The sequence below is a fragment of the Nonomuraea sp. NPDC049421 genome (genome assembly GCF_040677005.1).
GTDB lineage: Bacteria > Actinomycetota > Actinomycetes > Streptosporangiales > Streptosporangiaceae > Nonomuraea > Nonomuraea salmonea.
Genome location: NZ_JBFAQA010000006.1, coordinates 118,876 through 143,327, shown reverse-complemented (window position 1 = coordinate 143,327; position 24,452 = coordinate 118,876). Strand labels below are relative to the sequence as shown.

Annotated in this window: 19 protein-coding genes, 1 tRNA gene and 1 pseudogene; 5 read left to right on the top strand and 16 right to left on the bottom strand. The window is 71.8% G+C overall.

Features of this window, described 5'->3' with window-relative positions; translation table 11 throughout:
• Window positions 1-82 precede the first annotated feature (82 nt).
• Window positions 83-1,303: an NAD(P)/FAD-dependent oxidoreductase gene (locus AB0K18_RS12765; RefSeq protein WP_364913951.1), complete on the top strand. Its 1,221-nt coding sequence runs from the start codon at window positions 83-85 to the stop codon at window positions 1,301-1,303.
• Window positions 1,304-1,309: 6 nt separating this feature from the next.
• Here the strand turns inward: AB0K18_RS12765 and lat are convergent, their stop codons facing one another.
• The 11 genes and pseudogenes from lat to AB0K18_RS12710 form a co-directional block, all read right to left on the bottom strand.
• Window positions 1,310-2,578, bottom strand: coding sequence for an L-lysine 6-transaminase (lat, locus tag AB0K18_RS12760; protein WP_364913948.1), 1,269 nt, complete (start codon window positions 2,576-2,578; stop codon window positions 1,310-1,312).
• 58 nt (window positions 2,579-2,636) lie between these two features.
• Window positions 2,637-3,179 carry an HdeD family acid-resistance protein gene (locus AB0K18_RS12755; RefSeq protein WP_364913945.1) on the bottom strand — a complete coding sequence of 181 codons (543 nt, stop codon included), beginning with the start codon at window positions 3,177-3,179 and terminating at the stop codon, window positions 2,637-2,639.
• A gap of 170 nt (window positions 3,180-3,349) precedes the next feature.
• Window positions 3,350-3,574, bottom strand: a complete 225-nt coding sequence (locus tag AB0K18_RS12750; protein ID WP_347699805.1) for a helix-turn-helix transcriptional regulator — start codon at window positions 3,572-3,574, stop codon at window positions 3,350-3,352.
• Between the two features lie 211 nt (window positions 3,575-3,785).
• Window positions 3,786-3,861 (bottom strand) — tRNA-His (locus AB0K18_RS12745).
• A 68-nt stretch (window positions 3,862-3,929) separates the two neighbouring features.
• Complete coding sequence (orn, locus tag AB0K18_RS12740; protein WP_345388831.1) at window positions 3,930-4,523, bottom strand: oligoribonuclease; 594 nt, start codon at window positions 4,521-4,523, stop codon at window positions 3,930-3,932.
• Between the two features lie 69 nt (window positions 4,524-4,592).
• A complete protein-coding gene (locus AB0K18_RS12735) occupies window positions 4,593-5,507 on the bottom strand; it encodes a hypothetical protein (RefSeq protein WP_364914372.1) in 915 nt (304 codons plus the stop codon).
• Window positions 5,508-5,678: 171 nt separating this feature from the next.
• Window positions 5,679-5,783: pseudogene (locus AB0K18_RS12730) on the bottom strand (DUF2510 domain-containing protein); the annotation flags it as partial.
• A 46-nt stretch (window positions 5,784-5,829) separates the two neighbouring features.
• Window positions 5,830-7,191 (bottom strand): hypothetical protein, encoded by a 1,362-nt coding sequence (locus tag AB0K18_RS12725; RefSeq protein ID WP_364913942.1) that lies wholly within the window; start codon window positions 7,189-7,191, stop codon window positions 5,830-5,832.
• 138 nt (window positions 7,192-7,329) lie between these two features.
• The gene (locus tag AB0K18_RS12720) at window positions 7,330-8,889 is read right to left on the bottom strand and encodes a protein kinase (RefSeq protein WP_364913939.1); all 1,560 of its coding nucleotides are present in this window, start codon (window positions 8,887-8,889) and stop codon (window positions 7,330-7,332) included.
• Between the two features lie 182 nt (window positions 8,890-9,071).
• Complete coding sequence (locus AB0K18_RS12715) at window positions 9,072-11,498, bottom strand: serine/threonine-protein kinase (protein ID WP_364913936.1); 2,427 nt, start codon at window positions 11,496-11,498, stop codon at window positions 9,072-9,074.
• 85 nt (window positions 11,499-11,583) lie between these two features.
• Window positions 11,584-12,222: a pyridoxamine 5'-phosphate oxidase family protein gene (locus tag AB0K18_RS12710; protein WP_364913934.1), complete on the bottom strand. Its 639-nt coding sequence runs from the start codon at window positions 12,220-12,222 to the stop codon at window positions 11,584-11,586.
• Window positions 12,223-12,293: 71 nt separating this feature from the next.
• Between AB0K18_RS12710 and AB0K18_RS12705 the strand changes: the two genes are divergently transcribed.
• Window positions 12,294-13,679: a PLP-dependent aminotransferase family protein gene (locus AB0K18_RS12705; protein WP_364913931.1), complete on the top strand. Its 1,386-nt coding sequence runs from the start codon at window positions 12,294-12,296 to the stop codon at window positions 13,677-13,679.
• A gap of 37 nt (window positions 13,680-13,716) precedes the next feature.
• On the opposite strand, the gene AB0K18_RS12700 is transcribed toward AB0K18_RS12705, so the two are convergent.
• Both AB0K18_RS12700 and AB0K18_RS12695 read right to left on the bottom strand, forming a co-directional pair.
• Entirely contained in the window at window positions 13,717-14,841 is a 1,125-nt protein-coding gene (locus AB0K18_RS12700; RefSeq protein ID WP_364913928.1) for a DegT/DnrJ/EryC1/StrS family aminotransferase, read from the bottom strand.
• Window positions 14,838-15,692 (bottom strand): GNAT family N-acetyltransferase, encoded by an 855-nt coding sequence (locus AB0K18_RS12695; RefSeq protein ID WP_364913926.1) that lies wholly within the window; start codon window positions 15,690-15,692, stop codon window positions 14,838-14,840. The genes AB0K18_RS12700 and AB0K18_RS12695 overlap by 4 nt, the downstream gene beginning before the upstream one ends.
• A 382-nt stretch (window positions 15,693-16,074) precedes the next feature.
• On the opposite strand from AB0K18_RS12695, the gene AB0K18_RS12690 reads away from it, so the two are divergent.
• The 3 genes from AB0K18_RS12690 to AB0K18_RS12680 all read left to right on the top strand — a co-directional run bounded on the left by AB0K18_RS12690 (window position 16,075) and on the right by AB0K18_RS12680 (window position 19,425).
• Window positions 16,075-17,112: a phosphotransferase family protein gene (locus tag AB0K18_RS12690; RefSeq protein WP_364913923.1), complete on the top strand. Its 1,038-nt coding sequence runs from the start codon at window positions 16,075-16,077 to the stop codon at window positions 17,110-17,112.
• A 29-nt stretch (window positions 17,113-17,141) separates the two neighbouring features.
• Window positions 17,142-17,894, top strand: a complete 753-nt coding sequence (locus AB0K18_RS12685) for an SDR family NAD(P)-dependent oxidoreductase (RefSeq protein WP_364913920.1) — start codon at window positions 17,142-17,144, stop codon at window positions 17,892-17,894.
• Between the two features lie 142 nt (window positions 17,895-18,036).
• Window positions 18,037-19,425, top strand: a complete 1,389-nt coding sequence (locus AB0K18_RS12680) for a xylan 1,4-beta-xylosidase (RefSeq protein WP_364913917.1) — start codon at window positions 18,037-18,039, stop codon at window positions 19,423-19,425.
• Here the strand turns inward: AB0K18_RS12680 and AB0K18_RS12675 are convergent.
• The 3 genes from AB0K18_RS12675 to AB0K18_RS12665 form a co-directional block, all read right to left on the bottom strand.
• Window positions 19,397-20,668: an acyltransferase family protein gene (locus tag AB0K18_RS12675; protein WP_364913914.1), complete on the bottom strand. Its 1,272-nt coding sequence runs from the start codon at window positions 20,666-20,668 to the stop codon at window positions 19,397-19,399. The genes AB0K18_RS12680 and AB0K18_RS12675 overlap by 29 nt on opposite strands.
• The gene (locus AB0K18_RS12670) at window positions 20,661-21,545 is read right to left on the bottom strand and encodes an alpha/beta hydrolase (RefSeq protein WP_364913911.1); all 885 of its coding nucleotides are present in this window, start codon (window positions 21,543-21,545) and stop codon (window positions 20,661-20,663) included. Before AB0K18_RS12670 ends, AB0K18_RS12675 begins: the two co-directional genes overlap by 8 nt.
• Before the next feature lie 84 nt (window positions 21,546-21,629).
• Window positions 21,630-24,383: a hypothetical protein gene (locus tag AB0K18_RS12665; RefSeq protein ID WP_364913908.1), complete on the bottom strand. Its 2,754-nt coding sequence runs from the start codon at window positions 24,381-24,383 to the stop codon at window positions 21,630-21,632.
• Window positions 24,384-24,452 lie beyond the last annotated feature (69 nt).

Sequence of the window (24,452 nt, the reverse complement as noted above, 5' to 3'; positions counted from 1 at the left end):
CACCGCACGCTCGGGCCTTGACGGCCCTCCCGATCCCGATTCCCCCGTCGCCTAAAGGCGATGGTCCCCTCTGGAGAGTCTGATGGGCAAGAGAGCACGGGTCGTCGTCGTGGGCGCGGGTTTCGCCGGGCTGGCCGCGACACGCGAGCTGGCCAGGAGCGGCGCGCTGGTGACGCTCGTCGACCGCAACCCGTACGCGACCTTCCAGCCGCTGCTCTACCAGGTCGCGACGGCCGGCATGAGCACCTCCGACGTGTCCTACCCGACCCGCACGTACGCCGCCCGCTGGCCGAACGTGCGGGCCAGGCGGGGCTCGCTGAGCAAGATCCTGGCGGATGACCGGCGGGTGGAGTTCGAGGACGGCACCTCGCTCGACTACGACTACCTGGTGCTGGCCACCGGCGTCACCACCAACTGGCTCAACGTCCCCGGCGCCCACGAGAACGCGCTGCCGATCTACTCGCTCGGTGACGCCGCCGTGCTGCGCCGCCGCCTCCAGCACCACCTGGAGGACACCGCGGCGGGCCGGCGCGAAAGCATGCACGTCGTGGTGGTGGGCGCGGGCGCGACCGGCGTCGAGATGGCCGGCACGCTGGCCGAGCTGCGCCGCAACACGATCCCGCTGACGCATCCCGAGCTGCGCGACGACCAGACCAGCGTGACGCTGGTCGAGCGGTTCGATTACGTGCTGGCGCCGTACAAGCCGCGGCTGCGCGACGCCGCCGCGGAGGCGCTGCGCAGGCGCGGGGTGCGCCTGCGGCTCGGCGCCACCGTGGCCTCGGTCGAGCCGGACGCGGTCGTGCTGGCCGACGGCACCCGCCTGCCCAGCGACGTCACCGTGTGGGCGCTCGGCGTCACCGCGCCGCCCGAGGTGGGCTCGTGGGGGCTGCCGCAGGGCAAGGGCGGGCGGGTCACGCTCACCGACGCGCTCAACGTGCCGGACCATCCGGAGATCTTCGTGGCCGGTGACCTGGCCGCGCCGCCCGACGTGCTGCCCCAGCTCGCCCAGCCGGCGATCCAGATGGGCAAGCACGTGGGCAAGCAGATCGCGGCGGCCTGGCGGGGCCGGCCGCTGCAGCCGTTCTCCTACCGCGACCCCGGCATCATGGCGACCGTGGGCAAGGCGGAGGCGGTGCTGCAACTGGCCAACGGGCTCACCATGCGCGGCCTGCCGGCGTGGCTGGTGTGGATCTTCGTGCACGTGGCGTACCTGCTGGGCGGCCGCAACCGCGCGGGCGTGCTGCTCAACTTCTTCTGGCGGTACGCCGGCCCGCACCGCAGCAGGGCCAGCGTCACGCAGTAGGACCGGCTAGAGGGCCGCCGACAGGGCGGCCAGGCCGTGGTCCACGTCGGCCTCGGGGATGTTGAGCGCCGGGCGCAGGCGTACGGACCTGGGCCCGCACGGCAGCACCAGCACGCCGTGCTCCTCCCTGAGCCGGGTGATCAGGGCGTCGCGGGCGCCCCCGTCGGGCAGGTCGAAGGCGCACATGAGGCCGCGGCCCCGTACGTTCGAGACGCTCTCGGGGTGTTCGGCCTCCAGCTTCGTCAGGCGTTCGAGCAGCGTGGCGCCGAGGGTCCCGGCGCGCTCGATGAGGCCGTCGCGCTCGATGATCTCCAGCAGGCCGCGGCTGCGGACCATGTCCACCAGCCCGCCGCCCCACGTCGAGTTGATGCGGCCGCTCAGCCGGAAGACGTTGTCGGGCACCTCGTCCACCCTGCGGCCCGCCATGATGCCGCCGACCTGCACCTTCTTGGCGAAGGCGACGACGTCGGGCTCGAGGCCGAGCTGCTGGTAGGCCCACGGCGTGCCGGTGGCGCCGCCGCCGGTCTGCACCTCGTCCAGGATGAACAGCGCGTCGTGGCGGTGGCAGAGGTCCTGCATGGCGCGCAGGAACTCGGGCCGCATGTGGTTGTCGCCGCCCTCGCCCTGGATCGGCTCGGCGATGAAGCAGGCGATGTCGTACGGGTAGCGCTCGAACGCCTCCCGCGCCTGCGCCAGCGCCCGCTCCTCGGCGGCCTCGACGTCGCCGAAGTGGATGGCGGGCACGTCGATGCGCGGCCAGTCGAATATGGGAAAGCGGTCGGTCTTGCCCGGCTCGGTGTTGGTCAGGCTCAGCGTGTAGCCGCTGCGGCCGTGGAAGGCCTTGGTCAGGTGCATGACCTTGGTGCCGAGGTCGCGCGAGCGTCCCGCGGCCTCGTTGCGCCGGCTCTTCCAGTCGAAGGCGGTCTTGAGCGCGTTCTCCACGGCGAGGGCGCCGCCCTCGACGAAGAACAGGTGGGGCAGGTCGGGGTCGCCGAGCACGCGGCTGAAGGTGTCGACGAAGTCGGCGAGGTGCTCGGTGTAGATGTCGGGGTTGGCCGGTTTGTTCCGCGCGACCTGGCCGAGGAGCTGCGCGAAGTCGGGGTCGAACGGGGGGTTCACGCCCAAGGGGGCCGATGCGAAAAACGTGTAGAAGTCCAGATATCGACGACCGTCGCGGGCGTCGACCAGCCAGGATCCCCGGCTGAGCTCCAGGTCGAGCACGAGACGGTAGCCGTCGATGAGCAGGTGGCGGGCAAGGCGGGTGTGTACGTCCATGGCGCCTCCACAGCGATTCTGACATTCCTCTTGAGGAACGCCGTCACGTATACAAAATTTACGGTACGGAAGCGCCAGAAGTGAAGTTCTTCACGCGGAAAGCCAGAGCGATCATCGCGATGCCGTACAGGACGGCGAAGATCCCGATCAGCCACGCCAGGCTGAGCAGCCCCGCGCCGGGCCGCGCGAGCAGCAGCACACCGAAGATCACCGACAGCGCGCCGCCGAGGATGAGCAGCCACTCGTTGTCGATCCGCTTGCGCAGCTGGATGCCGGCGACGATCTCGGAGACGCCGGAGACGATCGCCCAGACGGCGACCACGAAGAGCAGTGCGATCGAGGTGATGCCAGGCCAGGCCAGCGCCACGAGGCCGGCCACGATGCCGATGATCCCCGAGAAGATCAGCCAGGCCCGCGACCGCGCCCCGTGGCGGAACCCGGCGAACAGCGCGAAGATCCCGCTGACGAGGGCGTACGCGCCGAAGAAGATGACCAGGGCGAGCAAGGTGAGCCCTGGCCAGATGAGCGCGAGGATGCCGAAGATGACAGCCGCGATGCCGCGAACCAGCAGCAACCACCACGACCGCGTGATATCTCCCATGCCTGGTCTGCTTTCCGCGACGTTCCCGCAAACAGACCAGCGCGGAGTCAAAAGTCGGTGACCCACCGGCCGCGGGACGCGCGTGGGTGCGAGGCGGCGACAAGGCACGCCCCTGACGAGGGGGGAGCGACGCGGCCCGGGGGTGGCCGCGCCGTCTCAGGCGCCCGGTGTCACTCCTGGCGTGACAGCCACAGCCCGATGGCCGTCACCCGGGAGTCGACGCCGAGCTTGGCGTAGATGCGGTTGACGTGGTTCTTGACCGTCTTCTCGCTCAGGAACAGCCGCTGGGCGATCTGCCCGTTGGACTGACCTGTTGCGATCAGGTCCATGACTTCGGCCTCGCGTTTGCTCAGGGACGTGAACACGCTTTCGAACGCTGCGTCGTCGACTCTCATCCGGCCTCCGAGGGCGCGCGCGGACGGTGATCGCCGATGGCCCCCGTGCTCCCGGCGTTGGCAGTAGACAGCGAGCATAACCCGCATTGTCATGTTTTGGGGGTGTTGCCCGGGAAAAACGCGGACGATGACCGGAACAACGAAAAGGGCGAGGCCCGAACCCGCGACCGAGACGATCTCTCAGGTCACAAGGTGCGGAACCCCGCCCACATGGGGTGAGTGAAGGGACTTGAACCCTCGACATCCAGGACCACAACCTGGCGCTCTGCCAACTGAGCTACACCCACCATGGCCGCCCGCGGAGAAGCGGCACAGGAAAAGTGTAGCGGGGTTCGGGAGTCTTTACGCCACTCCTTTAGCCCGTGACACGCTCGGCGAGTGCTCGGGCGGTCGCCGAATCGGGCCCCGGCTGACCCACGAAGATGGCCGCGCGGTAGTAGCGCAGCTCCCTGATGCTCTCCGTGATGTCCGCCAGAGCACGGTGTCCGCCCTGCTTTTCCGGCGCCGCGAAGTAGACCCGCGGATACCACCGGCGCACCAGCTCCTTGATGGAGGAGACGTCGATCATCCGGTAGTGCAAATAACCATCGACCCCGGGCATGTCGCGCGCGATGAACGTGCGGTCGGTGCCGATCGAGTTGCCGCACAGCGGCGCCTTCTTCGGCTCGGGCACATGGCGGCGGATGTAGTCGAGCACCAGCGACTCCGCCTCCGACAACGTCACGCCGCCCGCCAGCTCGGGCAGCAGCCCGGAGGCCGTGTGCATCTCGCGTACGACCTCGGACATCTGCTCCAGCGACTCCGGCGGCGGCTTGATGACCACGTCGACGCCCTCGTCCAGTTGGTTGAGCTCACTGTCGGTGATGACGCACGCCACCTCGACGAGCGCGTCGCGGCTCAGGTCGAGCCCGGTCATCTCGCAGTCGATCCAGACCAGCAAGTCACTCATTCGATCTCCTCGCCCAGCGGCTCGGAGCAATCCGCCCGCTTGTTACGTCCACCAGCCTAGTGCCACCTGTCAGGCGGGCTTGAGCGAGTCGAGAACCTCGCCGACCACGCCGGTGCCGAGGTTGTCGGGGACGGAGACGTACACGATGGCCGGGCTCTGGCCCGCGCCCCGGTCCATCAGCACGATCGCGCCGTTCTCCTTCTTCCACTTGTAGCCGTTGTCCTCGGCGACCTTCGTGAAGTCGAGCTGAAACTCCAGCACCCACGCGTCCTTGTCGCCGATCTTCATCTTCTTGTCGGCGACGACCTCGCTCTCGTGGGCGGGCCCGTAGTACTGGGTCGTGAAGTGCACGAAGACGGCCTTGGCGGTGTCGCTCATGCCGGAGACGCCGTTGTAGGGATAGAGCTCGTTGAGCACGCCCGTGTAGACGTTGCCCACCCAGTCGGACTGGCCCCGGTAGTTCTCCTGCGCGATCTTCTGCGCCGCCGCGGAGAACTGCTGCTCCACCGGGCTGCCGTTGTTGACCGCCTCCCACCGCGGCACCGTCCAGCCGTCGGGCACCGCGAACGAGACGCCGGCGCGGGCGTCGGTGACGCGGTCGCCGGAGGGCTGCGGGAACTGGGCGCCCTGGCTGGGCAGTGGCTCCTGCGACGGGGGCCCCTGAGACGGGGGCTCCTGTGACGGGGGCTCCTGTGACGGGGGCTCCTGCGACGGCGGGCGCTCAGGCTCGAACGTCGGCGTCGGCGCGGCGCTCGGCGTGGTGTCGCGGTTGATGAAGAAGATGCCCGCGACCACGATCAGCGCCAGTACCACCAGGGCCGCCAGCCCGCCGAAGATCCACGGCAGCGGGTTGCTCTGCCTGGGCGGCGGCCCGTAGCCGGGGCCGGGCAGCGGGGTGCCGCCCCAGTGCGCGCCCGACGGCGGTTGCTGCTGCGCCGGCGCGCCGTAGGCGGCCTGCCCGTACGTCGGCTGGCCGAACTGCAACGTGGGGTTGGCCGGTGTCGTCGCCCAGCCAGGCCCTGTCTGAGGCCCTGTCTGAGGCGCTGTCTGAGGTCCTGTCTGATGCGCTGCTTGGGGCCCGGGCTGAGGCCCGGGCTGAGGCCCGGTCTGTGCTTGGGGTGACTGGGGACCGGAGGGCTGCTGGGCCGGACCCGGCTCCTGGGCGTGCGTGGCGTCCGTCCATTGGGTGCCGTCCCACCAGCGGAGCTGCGGCTCTCCATAGGGGTCCGGGTACCAGCCCGCGGGGGTCTGCGTGGTCATGGTCGCCAGATTAGTCAGGTTCGCCTGGCCACGCACAGGGCGGTGATCAGCACTTGTACGTGAAGCTCGCCTTGTCGCTGCGCACCGGGCCAGGGGTGAGGACGCGCAGCGTGGCCGTGGCCTTGACGTTGCTCTTGCCCTGCAACGTCCACCGCAGCGGCACCTTGTACGACGTCTTGTCGGACTCGGTGCGCAACGTCCCCTTCACCACCTCGTCGTCCAGGTTCTTGCGCCACTCGTACGTGATCTCGCCCGGCGCCCCGTTGGTGACCACGGTCGCCGTGACCAGGACCGCGCTGTCGCAGCCCTGCGTCTTCTTCGGCGCCACCACGTTCACCGACTTGACGGCGAGGTCGGGCGCGGTGCCCAGCCGCAGCCAGGCCAGCACGGCCCCCGACATGATGACCGCGAAGAGCACCCCGGCCAGGATCGTGCGCCGCCGCCTGGCCCGCGCGGCCCTGCCCTGGCGTTCCGTGCGCTGCAGGGTGGCCGCCTCGTCGCGGCCCTCCCGCCAGATCCGCTCGACCGGCGTCTCCGGCCGCTGCGGCTGGGTGCCGGTCTCTCCGCCCACCCCGGGGCCGAAGTGGACGGGCTGCACCGATCCTGCCGGAACGTGCAGGAGGGTGACGATGTCGCCCTCGTCGCGGGGGACGGGCACCGGCGCCCGCGCGTACGACGGGGGCTGCGCGAACGCCGACCGCCCGCGGGCCGCCCGCGCCAGGCCGTCCCTGCTGATCCGCCCGCCCGGCAGCCTGCCCCGCTCGTTGACCAGCAGGTCCCTGGCCGCACCCAGCCCCAGGGTGGTCGCGGCGGCCGCGGCCCGCTCGAACAGGTCGGCCGGCGCGCCGGGACCGAGCGATGCCGCGAGCCCGCGCGCGAGCGACGCCCAGCCGGCCGCGTCCCGCTCGGGCGGCGAGACGCGGGCGCGGATGGCGTCCGACAGCCCGCGCTCGGATAACAGCGACACGCCCTCGGCCGTCACCACCACCGTGCCCGGGTGCACGGAGCCGTGCGTCACCCCGGACGCGTGCAGCGCCTGTAACGTCTGCGCGGTCTCGACCAGCAGCGACGCGGCCCCGTTCGGGTCGACGGGCCCGGCGGCCAGCAAATCGGCCAGCGTGGGGCTGACCGCCTGCGCGGTGAGCAGCCACACCTGATCACCGGCCGCCACCACGTCGGCCACCGGGATGAGCCCGCCCATCCCGGACATCACCAGCCGCTGATCCGTCATGACGGCCTGCACCACGCGGTCGCGTACGCCGGGCAGGCCGATGATCTTGGGATCGAACAGCAGCGCGCCCGCCCGCCTGCCGTCGGGCGAGATGGCGTCGATCCAGTTGCCGAGTTCGGTCATCCACGTGTGCTCGGTGAGCCGGAACCCGGCGATACCGTTTCCAGGGTTGTTCATCGCCGTTCGTGCCCCCCGGCGCCCATCAACGCTTGTTTCGGCCTGGTCCCGTCCTGCGGCCCTTCACCGCAAGTGTGACCGGTGGCGCGCCCCTCGTCACGAGGGCGAGCCCGAGCAGCTTCTCTCCGTGCCCGCCTTTCAGCGGGGGACGTCGTCCTTCGTCGGCGTCTGCACGCGCGGCGGCTCAGGGGACGTCCCGCCGGTCTGCGTCGGCCGGCTGGTGGGCGGGTCGGGGTTGCGGGTCGGCGGGTTGAGCGTCGGAGCGGGCCTCGACGTCTGCGTGGGCGTGCTGTCCGGCGTGACGCCCCTCGGGTCGTCGATGTCGCCGGTCATCCGCGGCTCGTCGGGCTCTTCCGGCTCGTCGGTCGGCGTGCTCGTCGGCGTGGGCCTCGGAGCGGGCGTCCTGACCGGGCGACGGGTCGGCCGCGTCCTGGTCGGGGTCGCCTTCGGCGTCCTGGTGGGCCGCACGACCGGCGGCGCCTGGGATCGCGTCACCGTCGGGACGGTCGCCGGCGTCTCCTCCGCGAACGTGGGCGGCGCCTCCTCGGTCTCCTCCGGTTCGCTCGGCACCTCGTCGGGCTCCGTCTCCACCGGCTCAGGCGTGCCCGGCTCGGCCGTGGTCGGCGTGACCTCGGTGGTCTGCGCCTGCAGCACGGTCTCGTCCGACCTGTTCCCGACCGCGAACACCACGGCGCCCACGATCACGCCCACGCCGACCACGGCGACCGCGATCTTGGCGGGCAGCTTGCTGAGCAGGCCCTTCGGCTCCGGGAAGCGCGTCTCGGCGAGCGAGGTGTCGGCCTGCGCCGGCTCGTCGGCCAGCGCCGTCGGGAGGAGCGCCACCAGCGCGCCGGCCAGGGCGGCCAGCCGGCGGCGGCCCCGCTCCTCCCAGTCGGGCCCGTACGCGGCCGCCGCGATCTCCTCAAGCTCGGCCAGAAACGCCTGCGCCGAGGCGGGACGGTCGTCCGCCGACTTGGCCAGGCCGCGCTCGACCAGCCCGCGCAGCGGCTCGGGCACGTCGCCCACCGGCGGCGCGGCGCTCTGGTGCTGGCGGGCCAGGGCCGCGACGTTCTGGGCACGGAAGGGCCGGTTGCCGGTCAGGCACTCGAAGAAGACGACCGTGGCGGCGTACACGTCGGTCGCGGGGCTCGCCGGGGTGCCCGCCCACTGCTCGGGCGCCATGTACGGCGGCGTCCCCGCCGCGCTCGCGCCCTCGCCGACCCTGACCGCGATGCCGAAGTCCACGAGCTTGCTGGTGCCGTCGCGCTGCACCATCACGTTCTCGGGCTTGAAGTCGCGGTGCACGATGCCGATCGCGTGCGCCGACGACAGGCCGCGCAGCGAGCCCTTGAGCACGGTCAGCGCCGCCTCGGGCCCCGTCGGCCCCTCGGCCCTGATCAGCTCGCGCAGCGAGGCGCCGTCGATCAGCTCCATGACGATCGCCGCGCCGTAACCGGACTCGACGTAGTCGATCAGCCTGGCGTGGTACGCGCTCTGCACCGTGGCCAGCAGCCGTGCCTCATGCCGGAACCTGGCGACGAACGAGACGTCCGACCTCAGCTCGTCGCTGAGGTACTTGATGGCCACCTCGACGCCGTCGTAATCGCGCCTGGCGAGGACCACCCGGCCGGCGGCGCCCGAGCCCAGCTCGCGCACCTCCGTGTACCCGGGGACCCCCCATGGCCCATCACCGTGCATAACGGTCTCCTCTGGAGTCTGTTGGGCCCCCACCCTCATCAAACGGACCGTAGCTTAACCAGAAGCGAGCACTATCCCGCTACCTAAATCCAGACATGCAGAGAAATATCACTTGATCATGCCTTGACCGCCGGATCGCGCGCGGCGGGCGGCGGCGCTCGCGCAGCCGCCCGCGACCGCGTTCACCTGGGAGGGGCCTCCTCCGCGGGGGTCCGCTCGGCCGGCGGCTGCTCCTTCGACGGGCTGTCCTGCGGTACGGGGGAGGACTGCGGCTCGGGCTCCTCCTCCCTGGGGCAGGGCGGTGTGCTGCCGCCACGGGTGGCCGCGCCGCCCGCCGCCGCCGGAGCGGTGACCGCCGTGATCGACCAGCGCGTGCCGCAGGGCAGCTTGGCCGGGTGACTGAAGGACCGGCTGTAGGAGGTCGCGCCCGACAGGGTGACCGTCTGCGCGCCGCCGCCCTCACCGGCCGCGAACCTGACCGTCAGGCGTACCGGCCGGCTGTTGGCGGTGGTCACCCTGACCTGTGCGCGCAGGCCGCCGTCCGCGCCCGCCGCCACGATGGCCACCCGGCGCACCTGCGGGGGACAGGGCACCGCGACCCGGGCGGTGTCGGTCCTGCCGCCCGCGCTCACCTGCACCGACAGCGTGGACCCGCAGGGACGGGAGCGCAGGGCGAGGGCGAACGACTCGGCGTAGGACGTACGTCCCGACAAGCGCGCGGTCCGCGTCCCCATCGACTCCCCGTTCACCGCGAACCTGGCCCGCACCGGGATCACGCCCGTGCCGCTCGCCGTGACCCTGACCCGGGCCGTGGCGGTGCGCGCGGGCGCGGCGGGCAGGTTGAGCGCGACGTTCAGCGCGGTCACCCGGGTCGGGCAGGGCGGCACGGACACCGTCGCCGTCGCGGGACCTCCGGGTGCGGCGGGCGAGGTGGTGACGGCCAGGGAGACCCTCTTACCGCACGGGCGCTCGCCCATCGACCAGGTCAGCGTGCGGGTGTAGGTGCGCGCGCCGCTGAGCCTGACGCGCTGGGTCCGCCCGTCCTCGCCGGCGGCCGTCCAGGCGGCGGTGGCGGTGACGCGGCCCTCGCCGCTGGTGCGGAGGGAGAGCGTGCTGCGGGCGACGCCGTCCGAGCCGACCGTGATCCGGCCGACCGACACGACCTGCACGGAGGTGACGGGCTCGCCGGTCTCCGTCGGAGTCGGGGTCGGGGTCGGGGTGGGCGTGGGAGTCGGCGTGGGCGTGGGGGTCGGCGTAGGTGTGGCTGTGGGTGTGACGGTGGGGGCGGAGGACGACGGGCGCGGCGGCCGCGCGTCGTCCGGTCCTGGGACGCGGGCGCTCCGCGTGGGCCTGGCCCGTTCCGGCTCGCCGGCCTCCGGCGAGCCCTGCGGCACGACCTGCGGCGTCGCCTCGGGTTCCGGGCTGGACGGCTCGGGCGTCGGCTCAGGTGTCGGCCCAGTCGTCGGCCCAGTCGTCGGCCCAGTCGTCGGCCCAGTCGGCTCGGTCTCGGCAGGGGTCGCGGGCGGCCCGGTGGCGGGCTGCGTCGCGATCTCACTCGGCGGTACGACCGCCGCCGCCCCCGCCGCCTCCTCGACCGGCGGCTGCCGGTTGATGAGCACGACCACCACGGCCACGGCCGCCGCGGCGGCGATCGCGCCGCCCATCGTCACCCGCCGCGCGTTGGACCGCATGCCGCGGAAGACGGTCCGCGCCAGCGAGGTCGTCACCTCGGGGGTGGACGCCTGCGGCCTGGGCAGCAGCAGCGCGAGCAGGGCCACGAGCGCGGCCAGCCGCCGCCTGCCGCGCTCCTCCCAGTCCTCCCCGTACGCCGCCCGCGCCGTGGACTCCAGCTCGGCCACGAACTCCAGGGCGCTGCCCGGCCGCCGCGCCGGGTCCTTGGCCAGCCCGCGCCTGATCAGCTCGCGCACCGGCTCGGGCGCGTCGTGGAAGGGCACGGGGGCGTGCAGGTGCTGGTAACCGAGGACGCTCGGCTCGGTCGAGCGGTAGGGGCGGTGCCCGGTCAGGCACTCGAAGAAGACGGCGGTGGCGGCGTACACGTCGGTGGCGGGCGAGGCGGGCCCGTTCTCCCACAGCTCGGGCGCCATGTACGGCGGCGTCCCCTCCGCCCGGGTCGCGCTGCCCTGGCGGACGGCGATGCCGAAGTCGACGAGCTTGCTGACGCCGTCGTCGCGGACGATCACGTTCTCCGGCTTGTAGTCCCGGTGCACGAGCCCCAGCGCGTGCGCCTTGGCCAGGCCGAGCAGCGAGCCCTTCAGCACGACCAGCGCCGCCTCCGGCTCGGTGGTGCCGTTCTCACGTAACAGGGCGCGTAAGGAGACGCCGTTGACGAGCTCCATGACGATGGCGGCACCGCCGGCGTCCTGGATGTACTCCCACATCGTGGCGATGTGGGGATCGCGCAGCGTGGTGAGCAGCCGCGCCTCAGACTGGAACCTGGCCAGCGCCGCGGGATCGCGCAGCAGGTTGTGGGACAGATATTTGATCGCTACTTCGAGCCCGGTGTCGTCGTGCACGGCCAGCGCGACGCGCCCGCTGGCACCCGCCCCGAGCTGCTTGACCTCTGTATAACCGGGAGCGCTCCACTCCATATGCCTCTCCCATCAGGAGCCGGCCCACCTGATGAGACGTGTGATCAAGGAGTCTGGTTTGCCAGGTGGTTCCGGAATTATGGAACTACTCCCGGTGGAGGATGTGAACAGGCGTGGCGATACCTTCTGGGAGCACCGAATCCGGCTCGGGTTCGCCCCACGAGGTGACCAGCGGCAGCACGCCGGCCCACACCGGCAGCGCGTAGTCCTCCTCCTCGTCCTTCGGCCCGCCGCTGCGCATCTTCACCGACGCCTCCTCCAGCGACAGCGCGACGACGGCGGTCGCGGCCAGCTCCTTGCGCGAGGGGCGGCGGACGTAGTCCCACTGGCCGGGCGCGAGCCGCTCCGACAGGGCGCGCAGGCCCTCCAAGCGCTCGTCGGGGTCCGTCACCAGCCTGGCCCGGCCGTAGATGATCGCCGAGCGGTAGTTGACCGAGTGGTGGAAGATCGAGCGGGCCAGCACGATGCCGTCGAGGTGGGTGACCGTGACGCAGACCTCCCCGCCCTCGCCGGCCCGCAGCGAGGCCGCGCCGGTGGAGCCGTGCAGGTAGAGGGTGTCTCCGATGCGGCCGTAGCCGGTGGGCACCACCATCGGGTGGCCGTTCACGATCACGCCGAGGTGGCAGATCAGGCCGGTGTCGAGCACCTCGTACAGGTCGTTCCTGTCGGTGCTGCCGCGCTCCTTGGAGCGTCCGAGCGTGGTCCGCGCAGTGGTGGAGAGCATGATTCGACCGTAGCCACGAAGTGGACCTACGCTGTAGGGCCACTATCGCCGCCTTTGTAGAGACCACTTGCATGCGTACGCCCGTTGACCTGCCGCTCTCCCTCTCCCGCACCTCGGCCGAGCCGCTGACCGCCCAGCTCGCCGGGCGGCTGCGCCGGGCCATGCTGGACGGCGCGCTCGCGCCCGGTGAGCGGCTGCCGTCCACCCGGGCGCTGGCCGTGCAGCTCGGGGTGAGCAGGACGGTGGTGACGGAGGCGTACCAGCAGCTCTACGCCGAGGGCTGGCTGGACGGCCGGCACGGCTCCGGCACCTTCGTGGCCGACCTCACCCCTGGAGCCCCGCAGGAGGCGGGACCGGTCGAGCGTCCCCGCGCGCCGGCCGCGCCGCCGCCTCCGGACGGCGCGATCGACCTCACGCCCGGCAGCCCCTGGGTGCGCGACTACGACCGGGCCGCGTGGAAGCGCGCCTGGCGCAAGGCCGCCGACCTGCCGCCGAGCGCCTCGCCCGACCCCTACGGCCTGCCGCGCCTGCGCGAGCTGCTCGCCGAGCACCTCAGGCGGGCCAGAGGCATGGTCGTCGGCCCGGAGAACGTCCTGGTCACCAGGGGCACCGGCAACGGACTCGACCTGGTCGCGCGCATCCTCCTGGCGCCCGGCACGAAGGCCGGCGTGGAGGATCCCGGCTACCCGGCGGCTCGGGTGATCTTCGGCTCCAGGGGCGCCGAGGTGGTGCCGTGCCAGGTGGACGAGGACGGCGTGATCGTCGATCACCTGCCCACGGACCTGCGCCTGCTCTACACCACTCCGGCGCATCAATATCCGCTGGGCGGCCGCCTGCCGATCCCGCGCAGGGAACGGCTGCTCGCCTGGGCGAGGCGCACGGGCGCGACGATCGTCGAGGACGACTACGACGCCGAGTTCCGCTACGACGTGGCCCCGCTGCCCGCTCTCTACGGCCTCGACCCGGCCCGCGTCGTGCTGCTCGGCACGCTGTCCAAGACGCTGGCGCCCGACGTCGGGGTGGGCTGGCTGGTCGCCACCCCTGAGCTGGTCGCCGAGGTGGCCGCGCTGCGCGTGGCGGTGGCCGACCGCACCAGCGGCCCCGTCCAGCAGGCGGTGGCCACCCTGATCGAGCGCGGCGACCTCGACCGCCACCTGCGCAGGATGCGCCTAGAGTACGCGCGCCGCCGCGCCGCCGTGGTGGAACTGCTCGGCCCGCTCTGCCGCCTGCGCGGCGACACGGCGGGCCTGCACGTGCTCGCCGAGCTGCCGCCCGGCCTGGTGCCCGTGGTGATCGAACGGGCGGCGCGGCGCGGGGTGCTGCTCGACTCCACCCTCCGCCACCATCACGCGGAGCCCCGCCTGCACGGCCTGGTCATCGGGTACGGCTCCGCGTCCCTGGCCGACGTGCGGCGCGGCTGCCGGATCATCGCCGAGCTGATCCGCGACGCCGGTTGAGCCGGTCAGTTGAGCTTGAGCCGGTGGGTTGAGCAGGTCAGCCGTGCGGGCCGCGCTCCGGTGGCTCCAGCCGGCTGAGGACGGGCAGCGAGCGGAAGGTGTACATCGGGTCGACGGGCAGCACGTGACGGGCCCACCAGCGCGCGGGCAGCGGGTCGGGCGAGGGGTCGGTGAAGCCGGGGGCGTAGTCGTCGTACGGCGGGTCGTACAGGTAGCCGGTCGAGACCCCGCGCCGCTCCAGCTCGGCGATCGCCGCGTCGCGGTCGCGCACCAGCAGCGGCACCCGGAACAACGGCCTGGACAGGTCGTCGAGCACGGCGGGCGCGACGGTGGGCAGCTCGGCCAAGCGCTGCACGCCTGCCAGCCGGCGCGCGCGGTCGCGGGGCACCCGCTCCACCCGCCTGGCCTGGTACCAGCGCACCAGGCGGCTCCTGCGGGCCCGATAGTGGTGCAGGTCGGCGCGGACCCACGGGTCGAAGGGCGGCAGCACGGGCACCTGCTTGAGCGCCTCCTTGAGCCGGTCGGCGGCGAGCGGGATGCGGTAGCCGTCGCGCGGCTCCATCAGGCCGAGGCGGCGGGCGAGCGCGAGCGCGGGGCGTACGAGGTCGAGCTTGATCGCCGCCTGGCGGGCCATGGAGGTGGCCACGCTCAGCATGTCGGCCCGCAGCGAGCCGGGGACGAGCAGCGCGTCGCGGGCGCGGGTGAGCGCCTTGAGGTCGGACTCGTGCTCGACGGCCAGCACGCCGCCCGAGCCGGCTGACGGGTGCTTCGACAGGCTGAAGACCCCGGCCTGCCCGAACGTGCCGAGCGGGCGGCCCCCGAGGTCGGTCTCCATGGCGTGGGCGACGTCCTCGATGAGGATCTTCCCGGCGAAGGCGGGGACGTCGTCGGGCAGGCCGTACAGGTTGGTGGTCAGCACCGCGTCCACGCCGGCGAGGTCGGCGCGCGAGGCGTCGATGTTGCCGTCACGGGGTGACAGCGGCGCGATCACCGGGAGCAGGCCGGCCGCCAGCACGAGGAAGAGGATCTCGTCCGCCGAGATGGGTGACAACAGCAGCCGCTGGCCGGGGGTGCACCAGTGACGCAGCGCGAGGTAGAGCCCCAGCCGGTTGGACGGAAGCGACAGACAGTGACGGTCTGTACGCTCTGCGATGCGTTTCACCCTTGTAGGACAGTACGCAGTCTCCCGTACGTTTTCAATGCTTTGTCGGCGGTTTTGAGCAGCACCGGATTGGCCATCACCGTGGCTCTGGTCTTGCGCACCGGCACCCGCATCATCCAGTGGACGCCCGCCGCCACGCCGGCCCTGGCCACCCGGCCCTCGGCCACCTCGAGCTGGCCGTTCTTGAGCTTGTCCTTGTACTCCTTCTGGCCCCGGCCCATGTCGATGATCTGGATGCCGTCGGCGGCGGCGCGCTCGGCCATCGCCAGGTGGTGGATGAGCCCGGGGGAGTATTTCGCGAACGCGGTGTCGTAGGCGGGGAACCAGCCGGCCAGCGTGGTGCGGGTGCGCACCCCGAAGTGGCCCGCCACCGGCCGGTCGTCGACGTAGACCATGTCGAGCACCCCGGCGAACGTCTCGGTGCGGGTGGCCAGCAGCCGCTCGACCAGCTCGACGATCCACTGGTGAGCGAACCTGTCGGTGCGCCCGGTGCGCCGGTATTGGTCGGTCTTCCAGGCCAGCAGCGTGCGCAGCGGCGCGAGGTCGGTGGTCGCGTAGTCGTGACGCAGCGTGCCCATTTCGCGCTGCAGTTTGCGCGACTTGGCCAGGGTGGACTTGTAGGTCTTGCCGGACTGCTTCTTCAGCGTCTCGGTGTAGGGCTCCCAGCCCTCGCGCAGGTCGATGATCGGCGAGGGATGGCGCTCGGCCCGCGCGTTGAGCAGCGGCTGCCCGCCGACCAGGTGGTCGAACTCGTAGACCGAGAGCCCGCACGCCTTGATCAGCCGCATCGGGTCGATCTCGGCGTCTTTCGCGTAGATCAGGCCCTGGGCGTCGGTGAGCCCGGCGGCCACGGGTTTCCCTATGCCGAGCGGATGCCGTTCAAAGGGGAAGAACCCCACTATTTCCGGACCGTCGTAAATGACGGCGACACGTACGACGTCTCGGAGTTCGCCCACAATGAGGGTGAATTCTGGGGATAGGAAGGGGTTGTCAAAGGCGGTGTCCGCTTCCTGCAGGGCACGCCATCGGGTCACTTCCGGCTGACCCAGTTCACGAGGCAGGGCAAGGGTGACGCGCATGGGCTCCTACTGTCGGCATGCACTCTGTCCAGCATGTGGCCAGGGGTGTATTACCCAGAGTAAAGGATCTGGCCCCCTGCAGTCGCCGCAGCTCCGGAACGTTACAAGATTCCCAGCTAGCGCTCAGGACCGAGTGACGTTCTAATGTGTGTTCATGACCGAATCTGGGACCGTGCCCGGCATCGACCACCCCCGTCTGGTCGCCTGGATGGGCCAGAACGTGCCCGACGCCGGCGAGCCCGGCTCCGTCTCGCTCATCTCGGGCGGCAGGTCCAACCTCACCTACCTCGTCGAGGCCCCGGGACGCCGGCTGGTGCTGCGCCGGCCGCCCCTCGGTCACGTGCTCCCCACCGCCCACGACATGCGCCGCGAGTGGCGGGTCATCTCGGCGCTCGCGCCGACGCCCGTCCCGGTGCCCGAGCCGGTCGCGTTCTGCGCCGACGAGGACGTGATCGGGGCGCCGTTCTACCTCATGGGGTACGTCGAGGGCGCCGCCGTACGCACCCGCGACGAGCTCGGCGACCCGGCGCCCGAGCGCGTCCAGCGGCTGTCGGAGCGGCTGGCCGAGGTGCTGGCCGCCATCCACGCCGTCGACTACGGGGAGGTCGGCCTCGGCGACTTCGGCCGGCCGGAGGGCTATATGGCCAGGCAGCTCGACCGCTGGAGCCAGCAGTGGGAGCGCTCGAAGACGGCCGACCTGCCCGACTACTACCGCCTGGTCGAGCGGCTGCGCGCGCGGCTGCCCGCCGAGGCGCCCGGCACGCTGGTCCACGGCGACTACCGGCTGGACAACACGCTGCTGCGGCTCGGCGACCTGGAGATCGCGGCGGTGGTCGACTGGGAGATGTCCACGCTCGGTGACCCCTTGGCCGATCTGGGGCTGACGCTGACGTACTGGCATGACAGGGACGACGAGGAGCGGGCGCGCATCCCGGTGGCCGGTGACGTGACGGTGGCGCCGGGGTTCATGAACGCGGCGGAGTTCGCCGCGCACTACGCCAAGGTGTCGGGTCGCGAGATCTCCGACCTCGGGTTCTATGTGGCGTTCGGCAACTTCAAGCTCGCCGTCATCGTGGAGGGTATCCACGCGCGCTTCCGTCAGGGTAAGACCGTTGGAGAGGGCTTCGACCGCATCGGCGCGGCCGTGCCCACGTTGATCTCGCGCGCCCATCGCATGCTCGACCAGCACTGAACGCCTCGACCCCCCAGGCAAGGAGCGTCATGAGCACTGTTGCACTGATCACCGGAGCGGCGAGCGGCATCGGGGCCGCCGTCGCGCGGCGCCTGGCGTCGGGCGGCGCCCGCTGCGTCCTGGTCGACCTCGACGCCGAGGGCGTGGAGCGGCTGGCCAAGGAGGTCGACGGCGCCTGGCTGGCCGCCGACGTCAGCCAGGAGGAGGCGTCGCTTGAGGCCGTCGCGCTGGCCGAGCGCTGCTACGGACGGCTCGACCTCGTGCACCTCAACGCCGGCATCACCGGCAAAGTGGACTTCGCGGACTTCGACGCCGAGCGCTACCGCAAGGTGGTCGGCGTCAACGTGGACGGCGTGGTGTTCGGTGTGCGGGCCAGTGCGCCGCTGCTCGTCCGCTCGGGCGGCGGCGCCATCGTGGCCACCGCCTCGCTGGCCGGGCTCGTGGGCTTCGCCGGCGACCCCGTCTACACGATGACCAAGCACGCGGTGGTGGGCCTGGTCAGGGCGCTGGCCGAGCCGCTGGCCGCCCAGAACATCCGCATCGGCGCGGTCTGCCCCGGCTTCACCGACACACCGCTCGTGGCGGACGCCCGTGAGCTGTTCGCCAACGCCGGATTCCCCCTGCTCACGGCCGACGACGTCGCCGCCGCCGTCGAGAGCGTCTTCTACACCGACACCCCGGGCACCCTCCTCGTCGTGCAGCCGGGGCGGCAGCCCGTGCCGTACCGGTACGCCGGCGTGCCGGGGCCCGCCACCGGGCAACGCCCGCCGAACGTCGGCTGACGAGTCCAGATCAACGGCAAGCGCCTCGTAAGCGGGACCACTACCGTGAGGAGGGCCGGGCAGGCTGCCCGGCCCTCGTCACTTTCCGGACCTTGTAGGTTCGTTGTTCCCCCTAACGTCTCGCGAGGATGAGGAGCGTTCAGTGATTCCGACCGACGGCCGACACGCGCGCAGGCGATCGCCGTGGCCTATCGCGCTCGGGGCGGGCGCGCTCGCGGTCGTGCTGGTGGCGGGCATCATGATCTACGCCGCCATCCGCACTCAGGCCCGCAGCGAGTTCAAGGGCAGCGACGTCGCCACGTCCGTGCCCACCCAGCCCGCCCCCACGCTGGAAGCGCCGCCCGCGTTCGACAAGTGGCCGCGCTGGGGCATCACCCACACCCAGTTCAGCGCCGACAACGAACCGGAGCACGTCGCCGAGCAGGCGAGAGGCGTGCTCGGCCGGGTCCCCATGCTGCAGAACCAGCACATCATGGGCTGGGGCGTGGGCAACCCCGAGCCGAGCCCTGGGCAGTTCAACTTCCGCGACCTCGACCGGCGGCTGACGTTCATGGCGTCCTCGCGAGCGATGCCGGTCATCACGCTGTGCTGCGCCCCCGACTGGATGAAGGGCGGGCAGGCCGGCCGTACCGACTGGAGCAAGAACCACACGGTCGCGCCCAGGAAGGAGCACTTCGACGACTTCGCCGAGCTCGCCGCGCGGGTGGCCAGGCAGTACCCGACGGTCAAGCACTACATGGTCTGGAACGAGTTCAAGGGCTTCTGGAACGCCGACACCAACCGCTGGGACGCCGAGGGCTACACCGAGCTGTACAACAAGGTCTACGACGCGCTGAAGAAGGTCGATCCCGAGATCAAGGTCGGCGGGCCCTACGTGCCGATCGGCACCCTGTCGGGCACCGGGCCGTCGGAGCTGACCGGGCCCTGGGGCACCGTCGACCAGCGGGCGCTCGACGCCATCGAATACTGGATCGAGCACAACAAGGGCGCCGACTTCATCGTGGTCGACGGCGCCTCGATGACCGGCGACAAGGGCAACGTGCCCGACGACTTCAGTGCGCAGGCCAAGTTCAGCGCGATCACCACCTGGCTGCGGCAGAAGAGCGGCGACAAGCCGGTGTGGTGGGCCGAGTGGTACGTCGAGCCGGAGAACTCCGGATGGAGCGAGGACAAGCGCACGGCCGTGCAGGCGAGCGCGTTGATGGAGTTCGTCAAGAGCGGCGTCACCACCGCCCTCTACTGGAACCCCCAGCAGGACGGCGAGGGCGAGTGCCCCGGCTGTCTCTGGGCGCCCAAGGTCGGCGGTGAGATGCCGATGGCGGGGCTGCTCAGCGGCTTCACCAAGTGGTTCCCCGTCGGGGTGAAGGCCGAGGAGGTGACCTCGTCCGACCCGAAGATCAAGGCGATCGGGCAGGAACAGCAGCTCGTCATGGTCAACACCAGCGACCGGAGCGTCACGGCCACCGTGGACGGGCGGCAGGTCAGCCTGCGGCCGTACGAGATCAAGTGGTCGGGGCGCGGCGGCGCCTGACCCCCGCCAGCGCGCAGCACGCCACCAGCACCGCCCCGAACGCCGGCAGCCAGGCCAGCCTGGCCGCCACCCAGGCCGCCGACTCAGGGGCGGTGTGCAGGCCGGGCAGCACCTGGCCGGTCAGCAGGCCGAGCGCCGTCACGGCGATCATCGCGGTCTGGTGCCACAGGAAGATCGTGATGGCGTGCACGTTCACCACGGCCACGGCGGCCCAGGCCAGGGGGCGGCGCAGCGCCCGGCGTAACGGATCGGCCAGCAGCCGCGCCGCCCCGCACTGCGCCAGTCCGAACGTGACGACGGCCAGCGTGGGCGGATCGAGGTTCGAGACCGCCGCCCCCGGCACCCCCACCATCGAGGCCGGATAACCGGCCGCGAGCACGAGCGCGACGGTGGCCGCGCCGCCCCCCAGCAGCAGCACCCACCCCGTACGCCGGGACGGCATCCCACCCGCCCAGGACACACCCACGCAGTACGGCACCAACCACCCCGCCACCACATTCACCCACCCCAGCCACCCAGGCCCACCCGCCCAGAACCGGCCTAGATCGACCAGCGCGACCACCGCCGCCAGCACCGCCACGGTCACGGCGGGGGTTTGCCGGGCCGATGCGGCCAAGGTTGCGGCGGGGGCCTGCTGGGCCGGTGCTGTCGTGGCCGGTGCGAGGGTCTGCTGGGTCGGTGCCGTTGTGGCCGGTGCGAGGGTCTGCTGGGTCGGTGCGGGGGCTTGCCTGGGCGGTGCCGGCGCGGTCCTGGTTGAGACTGACTTGGTGGCCAGGGGGGTCAGGGCCGTGAGCGCCGCGAAGACCAGCAGGAACCACAGCGGTGACCAGACCAGCCTGGCCAGGGCGAGCACGACGTCCAGGGAGACCCCGGAGGCCAGCATGGTCACGGCGGCCACCGTCCACACGGCGACCACGGTCACTACCGGCCCGAACAGGCGCGCCAGCCGCCGGCCGAGCCACACGCGGTAGCGCTCGGCGGAGCGGGCCCAGCCGCGCGCCGCAACCAGCCCGCCCACCAGGAAGAACACCGACAGCGTCTGGAACAGCCAGGACGCCGGGGCCAGCTGCGGCAGCGCGCTCAGCGGGCTCGCGCCGCGCAGCGTGCCGGAGTCGGCGACCAGGGCCGTCACCAGCCAGTGGCCGAGCACCACGCCCCCGATGGCGAGCGCGCGCAGCCCGTCCACCGCCCGGTCCCGGCCCGCCGGGGTGGCGCGCTCGACGCGCTCGAGGAGCTCACGCATCGCCGGAGACGATCCGCGCGATGGCGCGCAGCGCCGGGGAACCGGGCCGCAGGTAGTCGCTGTGCCCGCCGTCCCCGGCGGGGAAGACGCGCGTCCCGGCCGCCGGATCGACCGGGTCGAGTCCCAGGCCCAGCGTGACGAACGGCAGCTCGAACCGGGCGTGCGGCACGCGGGCGATCCAGTCGCCGCCGGCCCTGGCCGCCCACACCGGCGCCTGGGTGCGCAGCGGGGCGGCGGTGCCGGTGCCGGGAGCGCCGAACAGGACGATGTTCGCCACCCCGCCCAGATCAGGCGCGGCCCGCCCGCACACGACGGCGCCGTACGAGTGGCACAACAGCGACACCCGGGCCGGCCCCAGCTCGTCCACCAGGGCCCGCAGCGCGGGCGCCGCCGTGTCGGCCCGGCCGGGGGTGAGCAGAGCGGCCTCGTACGTGCCGGGCGTCCGATACCCCAGCCACGCGACCACCGCCGCCCGCCCGCCCAGCTCCTCATGCAGCGCGGAAGCACCGGAACGCAGCCGCCCGTACCGATCGAGGCTCGTGTCGGAGCCGGGCACCAGCACCGCGACCCGCTCTGCCGTGGCCGGATCGCCGAACACCTCCGCCGCCCTGCCGCCGTCCCGCCCGTCGAAGAACAGGAACCGCCGCGCGGGATCGGCCATCGCCCGCAGCACGTCGGCCCGGCGCCGGTGCCCGTGCGCGGCCGCCATCCGCTCGGCCGCCACGATGCCCTGCCGGACGGCGGCGTAACGGGCCTCGGACAGCCCTGAAGGCGGCTGGACGGGCTCGGGAGCGGGAACCTCGGCACCGGACAGCGGAGCCGCTAAGGAGACCGCCAGAGACGCGATGAGCAGGCTGCGGCGAAACGGGAAGCGCATGCAGCCGAAGCTACGAAGCGCCTCCCGTCATCGTCGTCACGCCACGGAGTGGACCAGGAACGTACCCCTCAGGTACTACGCCGCTCAGTTGTTCGCCGCGATGTAGAGGAATCTCTCCACGATCACCGCCAGCGCGACCGCGAACGCCGGCACGGCCAGGAACAACAGGCGTTTGCGGGCCCGCGGCGCCCGGTTCGGGCCGTTGAGGCGGATGATCTCGTAGCTGAAGAGCGCCACCCAGGTCACCGCCAGCGCGGCGATGCCCACCGGCGTCCACGGCGAGGTCGGGTCGCCCCTGCCCTCGTACGGGTTCGGCTCCGGGATCTCGGTGCCTCTGACGAACTTCTTCCACGTATAAAGCGCCGCGTCCTGGTTGGCGTAGACCCGCTGGACGTCGGGTGACTTGTCCAGGGCCGCGCGGAAACGTTCGCCCCAGTCGGCCGGGAAGCCCTCGTTGAGCTGCAGGTAGCTCACCTGACCCCGGCTCACCATCAGGTACGAGTTACGCGGCGCGCTCTTCAGCTTCGCCACCGCGTTCTCGATCTTGGACGGGTCCTTGAACACCAGCGCCTGCTCGGCGAAGCTCACCCGCTCGATGTCCCGCTCGCCCCACGGCAGCGTCGGCGTGACCTCGGGGCCCTCCTTCGGCACCAGGTAGAGCACGCGGGCGCTCGGCTTGTCGTGGTCGTAGACGTAGTGCAGCGCCGCCACCTCGCCGGTGGTGACCCGCTCGAACTTCTCGTTGCCGTACCTCGCCAGCAGGAACGCCATCGCGAACACCACCGCGAAGCACGCCGCCAGCACCAGCGAGATCCGCTTGGTGAGCTGCGGGTTGAAGCGCACGTTGCGCTTGCGCAGCGGCACCGTCTCCTCGCGCACGTCCGCGCTGTCGGCCGGCAGGTTCGGGAAGAACGCGTACGCGGCCAGCAGGCACGCGCCCGGCAGCGCGAACATGTAGATGCGCAGCCCGATCTCGCCGCCGTAGCTCTGCAGGCCGAGCGCCAGCACCGGCACGCAGAGCAGGATCAGCGCAGAGCGGTCGAACACCCCGCGCCGCAGCCGGCGGAGCAACCCGGCCGCCGCGCAGGCCAGGATCACCGCGAGGATGCCGAGGCGGGCCTGCAGCACCATCGCGTGCGCCGGGTCCGTGCCCTCGATGCGGTCGCCGGTGTTGCTGCGCAGGTTCTGCAGGATGTTGCCGAGGCCGCCGAAGATCGTGTCGATCTGGCTGGCCCAGAAGCCGACCGTCATGTAGCTGATCCAGGCCAGCACGATCAGGCCGAGGAAGAACGGCAGCGCCCACGTCAGCGTCGTCCGCTTGAACAGCAGGAACGCCGTCACCACGCCCAGCATCATGAACGGCGTGATCTGATGCGAGGCCACCGACGCCAGGAACAGCGCGATGAGCATCATCAGCATCAGCAGCTTGTCGGCGCGGAACGTGCCGGTGTTGGCCAGCTCGCCCGGCGTCATCGCGTCCAGCTTGCCGATCCACTTGCGCAGGCCCTTGGGCGGCACCGGCTTCGTCCGCTGCTCCACCCGGCCGAACCAGCGCAGCAGGATCGCCACGAACGCCAGATAGAGGGCGAACGTGAAGCCCTGAGGAGAGAAGTAGTCCTGGCCGATCCACTGCACCAGCACGAACAGCAGCGCCGCGAACCACCTGGCCCGCGTCGTCGCCACCACCTGGCGCAGGATCAGCACGAACGGCAGCAGGTAGAGCAGGTTCGACAGCAGCGGCGTCCACTGCAGGATCGTCGTCATGTCGCTGATGCCGGCCGCCTTCGTCACGAAGGCGAACAACGCGAAGAAGCCCGGCCAGCCCATGCGGGCGTCGATGTTGATCGCGGTCTCGCCGGTCCTGCCGATGAACTCCACGAAACCGGCATGGATGTACGCCGTGGGGAAGCGCGGCTCGTCGGCCACCAGCGCGCCCGCGCCGTGCAGGGCGAACGTGATGGCGGCGATCTGGAACAGCAGCAGGAACTTGCGGTCGGTGCTCTGGGAGACCGTGACGAAGAACGACACGATCATGATCAGGATGGCGATGTACGCCGTCGCCGGCAGCGCCGAGATCAGTCCGAGCCCGTCGATGTCGGCGGGATCGACCCCACGCCAAGGCCCAGGGGGCACCTTGAGCGCGAGGATGTACATGACCAGGCCCTCAAGGACCAGCAGGACGGGCAGCCACTTGGGCGCGCTGGCGACCAGCGCCCCCAGCCGTGCCCCGAAGCCCTTCTTGGGCGCCTGCTGCCGCTGGGGCCCGCCGTAGGGCGCCTGCTGAGGGAGCGGCGGACTGCTGATCGGCGGGCTCTGCACCGCCACCCCGCCACCGGGCGGCCCAGGGACGGTCATCGGCTGCACGAGGTCCGCCAGGCTCCGCGCCCCAGCAGGTGCCTGCGAGGCCGCGGGCGCGTCGGCGGGCTTAGGTTCGTCGGAGGGCTTCAGGGGTGTGGCGGGCTGCACCTTCATGGGCTGCGTGCCCCCGACCTCCTCACCCGCACCGGAGGCGGGCGGCTTCGGGGGCTCCGCGACGACCGGAGGCTTGACACCGGCCGGATTCGTGTCGGTGGTGTCAGGGGCGGGCGGAGGGAGGGGGAGCCGGATGGCCGTGGTCGTCTCCGCGTCGGCGCCGCCCTCGTCCGCAGCGCCCTCGTCCGCAGCGCCCTTGTCCGTGGCGCCCTTCTCCTTGGTGCCCTCGGTCTCGGTGCTCCCGGTCGCGGTGCCTTCGCCCTGGGCGCTCTTCGGGGCCTCCTCGGCCGCGCTCGCGCCCTCGCCGGACGGGGGCTCGAACGTCAGCTTCGGGATGACACCCGTAGCGTCCGGATCGAAGGGCACGTCCGACTCCTCCTTGTCACCACGAACGTCCGGGGAACTGGTCCCCGTGGTCTTGCCATCGCCGTCCCG

Coding starts and splice junctions, on each gene's coding strand:
- AB0K18_RS12705 (WP_364913931.1), top strand. CDS start 12,294: ATGCGTACGCCCGTTGACCTGCCGCTCTCCCTCTCCCGCACCTCGGCC.
- orn (WP_345388831.1), bottom strand. CDS start 4,523: ATGAGTGACTTGCTGGTCTGGATCGACTGCGAGATGACCGGGCTCGAC.
- AB0K18_RS12720 (WP_364913939.1), bottom strand. CDS start 8,889: ATGCACGGTGATGGGCCATGGGGGGTCCCCGGGTACACGGAGGTGCGC.
- AB0K18_RS12715 (WP_364913936.1), bottom strand. CDS start 11,498: ATGGAGTGGAGCGCTCCCGGTTATACAGAGGTCAAGCAGCTCGGGGCG.
- AB0K18_RS12710 (WP_364913934.1), bottom strand. CDS start 12,222: ATGCTCTCCACCACTGCGCGGACCACGCTCGGACGCTCCAAGGAGCGC.
- AB0K18_RS12675 (WP_364913914.1), bottom strand. CDS start 20,668: ATGCGTGAGCTCCTCGAGCGCGTCGAGCGCGCCACCCCGGCGGGCCGG.
- AB0K18_RS12670 (WP_364913911.1), bottom strand. CDS start 21,545: ATGCGCTTCCCGTTTCGCCGCAGCCTGCTCATCGCGTCTCTGGCGGTC.
- AB0K18_RS12750 (WP_347699805.1), bottom strand. CDS start 3,574: ATGAGAGTCGACGACGCAGCGTTCGAAAGCGTGTTCACGTCCCTGAGC.
- AB0K18_RS12755 (WP_364913945.1), bottom strand. CDS start 3,179: ATGGGAGATATCACGCGGTCGTGGTGGTTGCTGCTGGTTCGCGGCATC.
- AB0K18_RS12765 (WP_364913951.1), top strand. CDS start 83: ATGGGCAAGAGAGCACGGGTCGTCGTCGTGGGCGCGGGTTTCGCCGGG.
- lat (WP_364913948.1), bottom strand. CDS start 2,578: ATGGACGTACACACCCGCCTTGCCCGCCACCTGCTCATCGACGGCTAC.
- AB0K18_RS12685 (WP_364913920.1), top strand. CDS start 17,142: ATGAGCACTGTTGCACTGATCACCGGAGCGGCGAGCGGCATCGGGGCC.
- AB0K18_RS12725 (WP_364913942.1), bottom strand. CDS start 7,191: ATGAACAACCCTGGAAACGGTATCGCCGGGTTCCGGCTCACCGAGCAC.
- AB0K18_RS12690 (WP_364913923.1), top strand. CDS start 16,075: ATGACCGAATCTGGGACCGTGCCCGGCATCGACCACCCCCGTCTGGTC.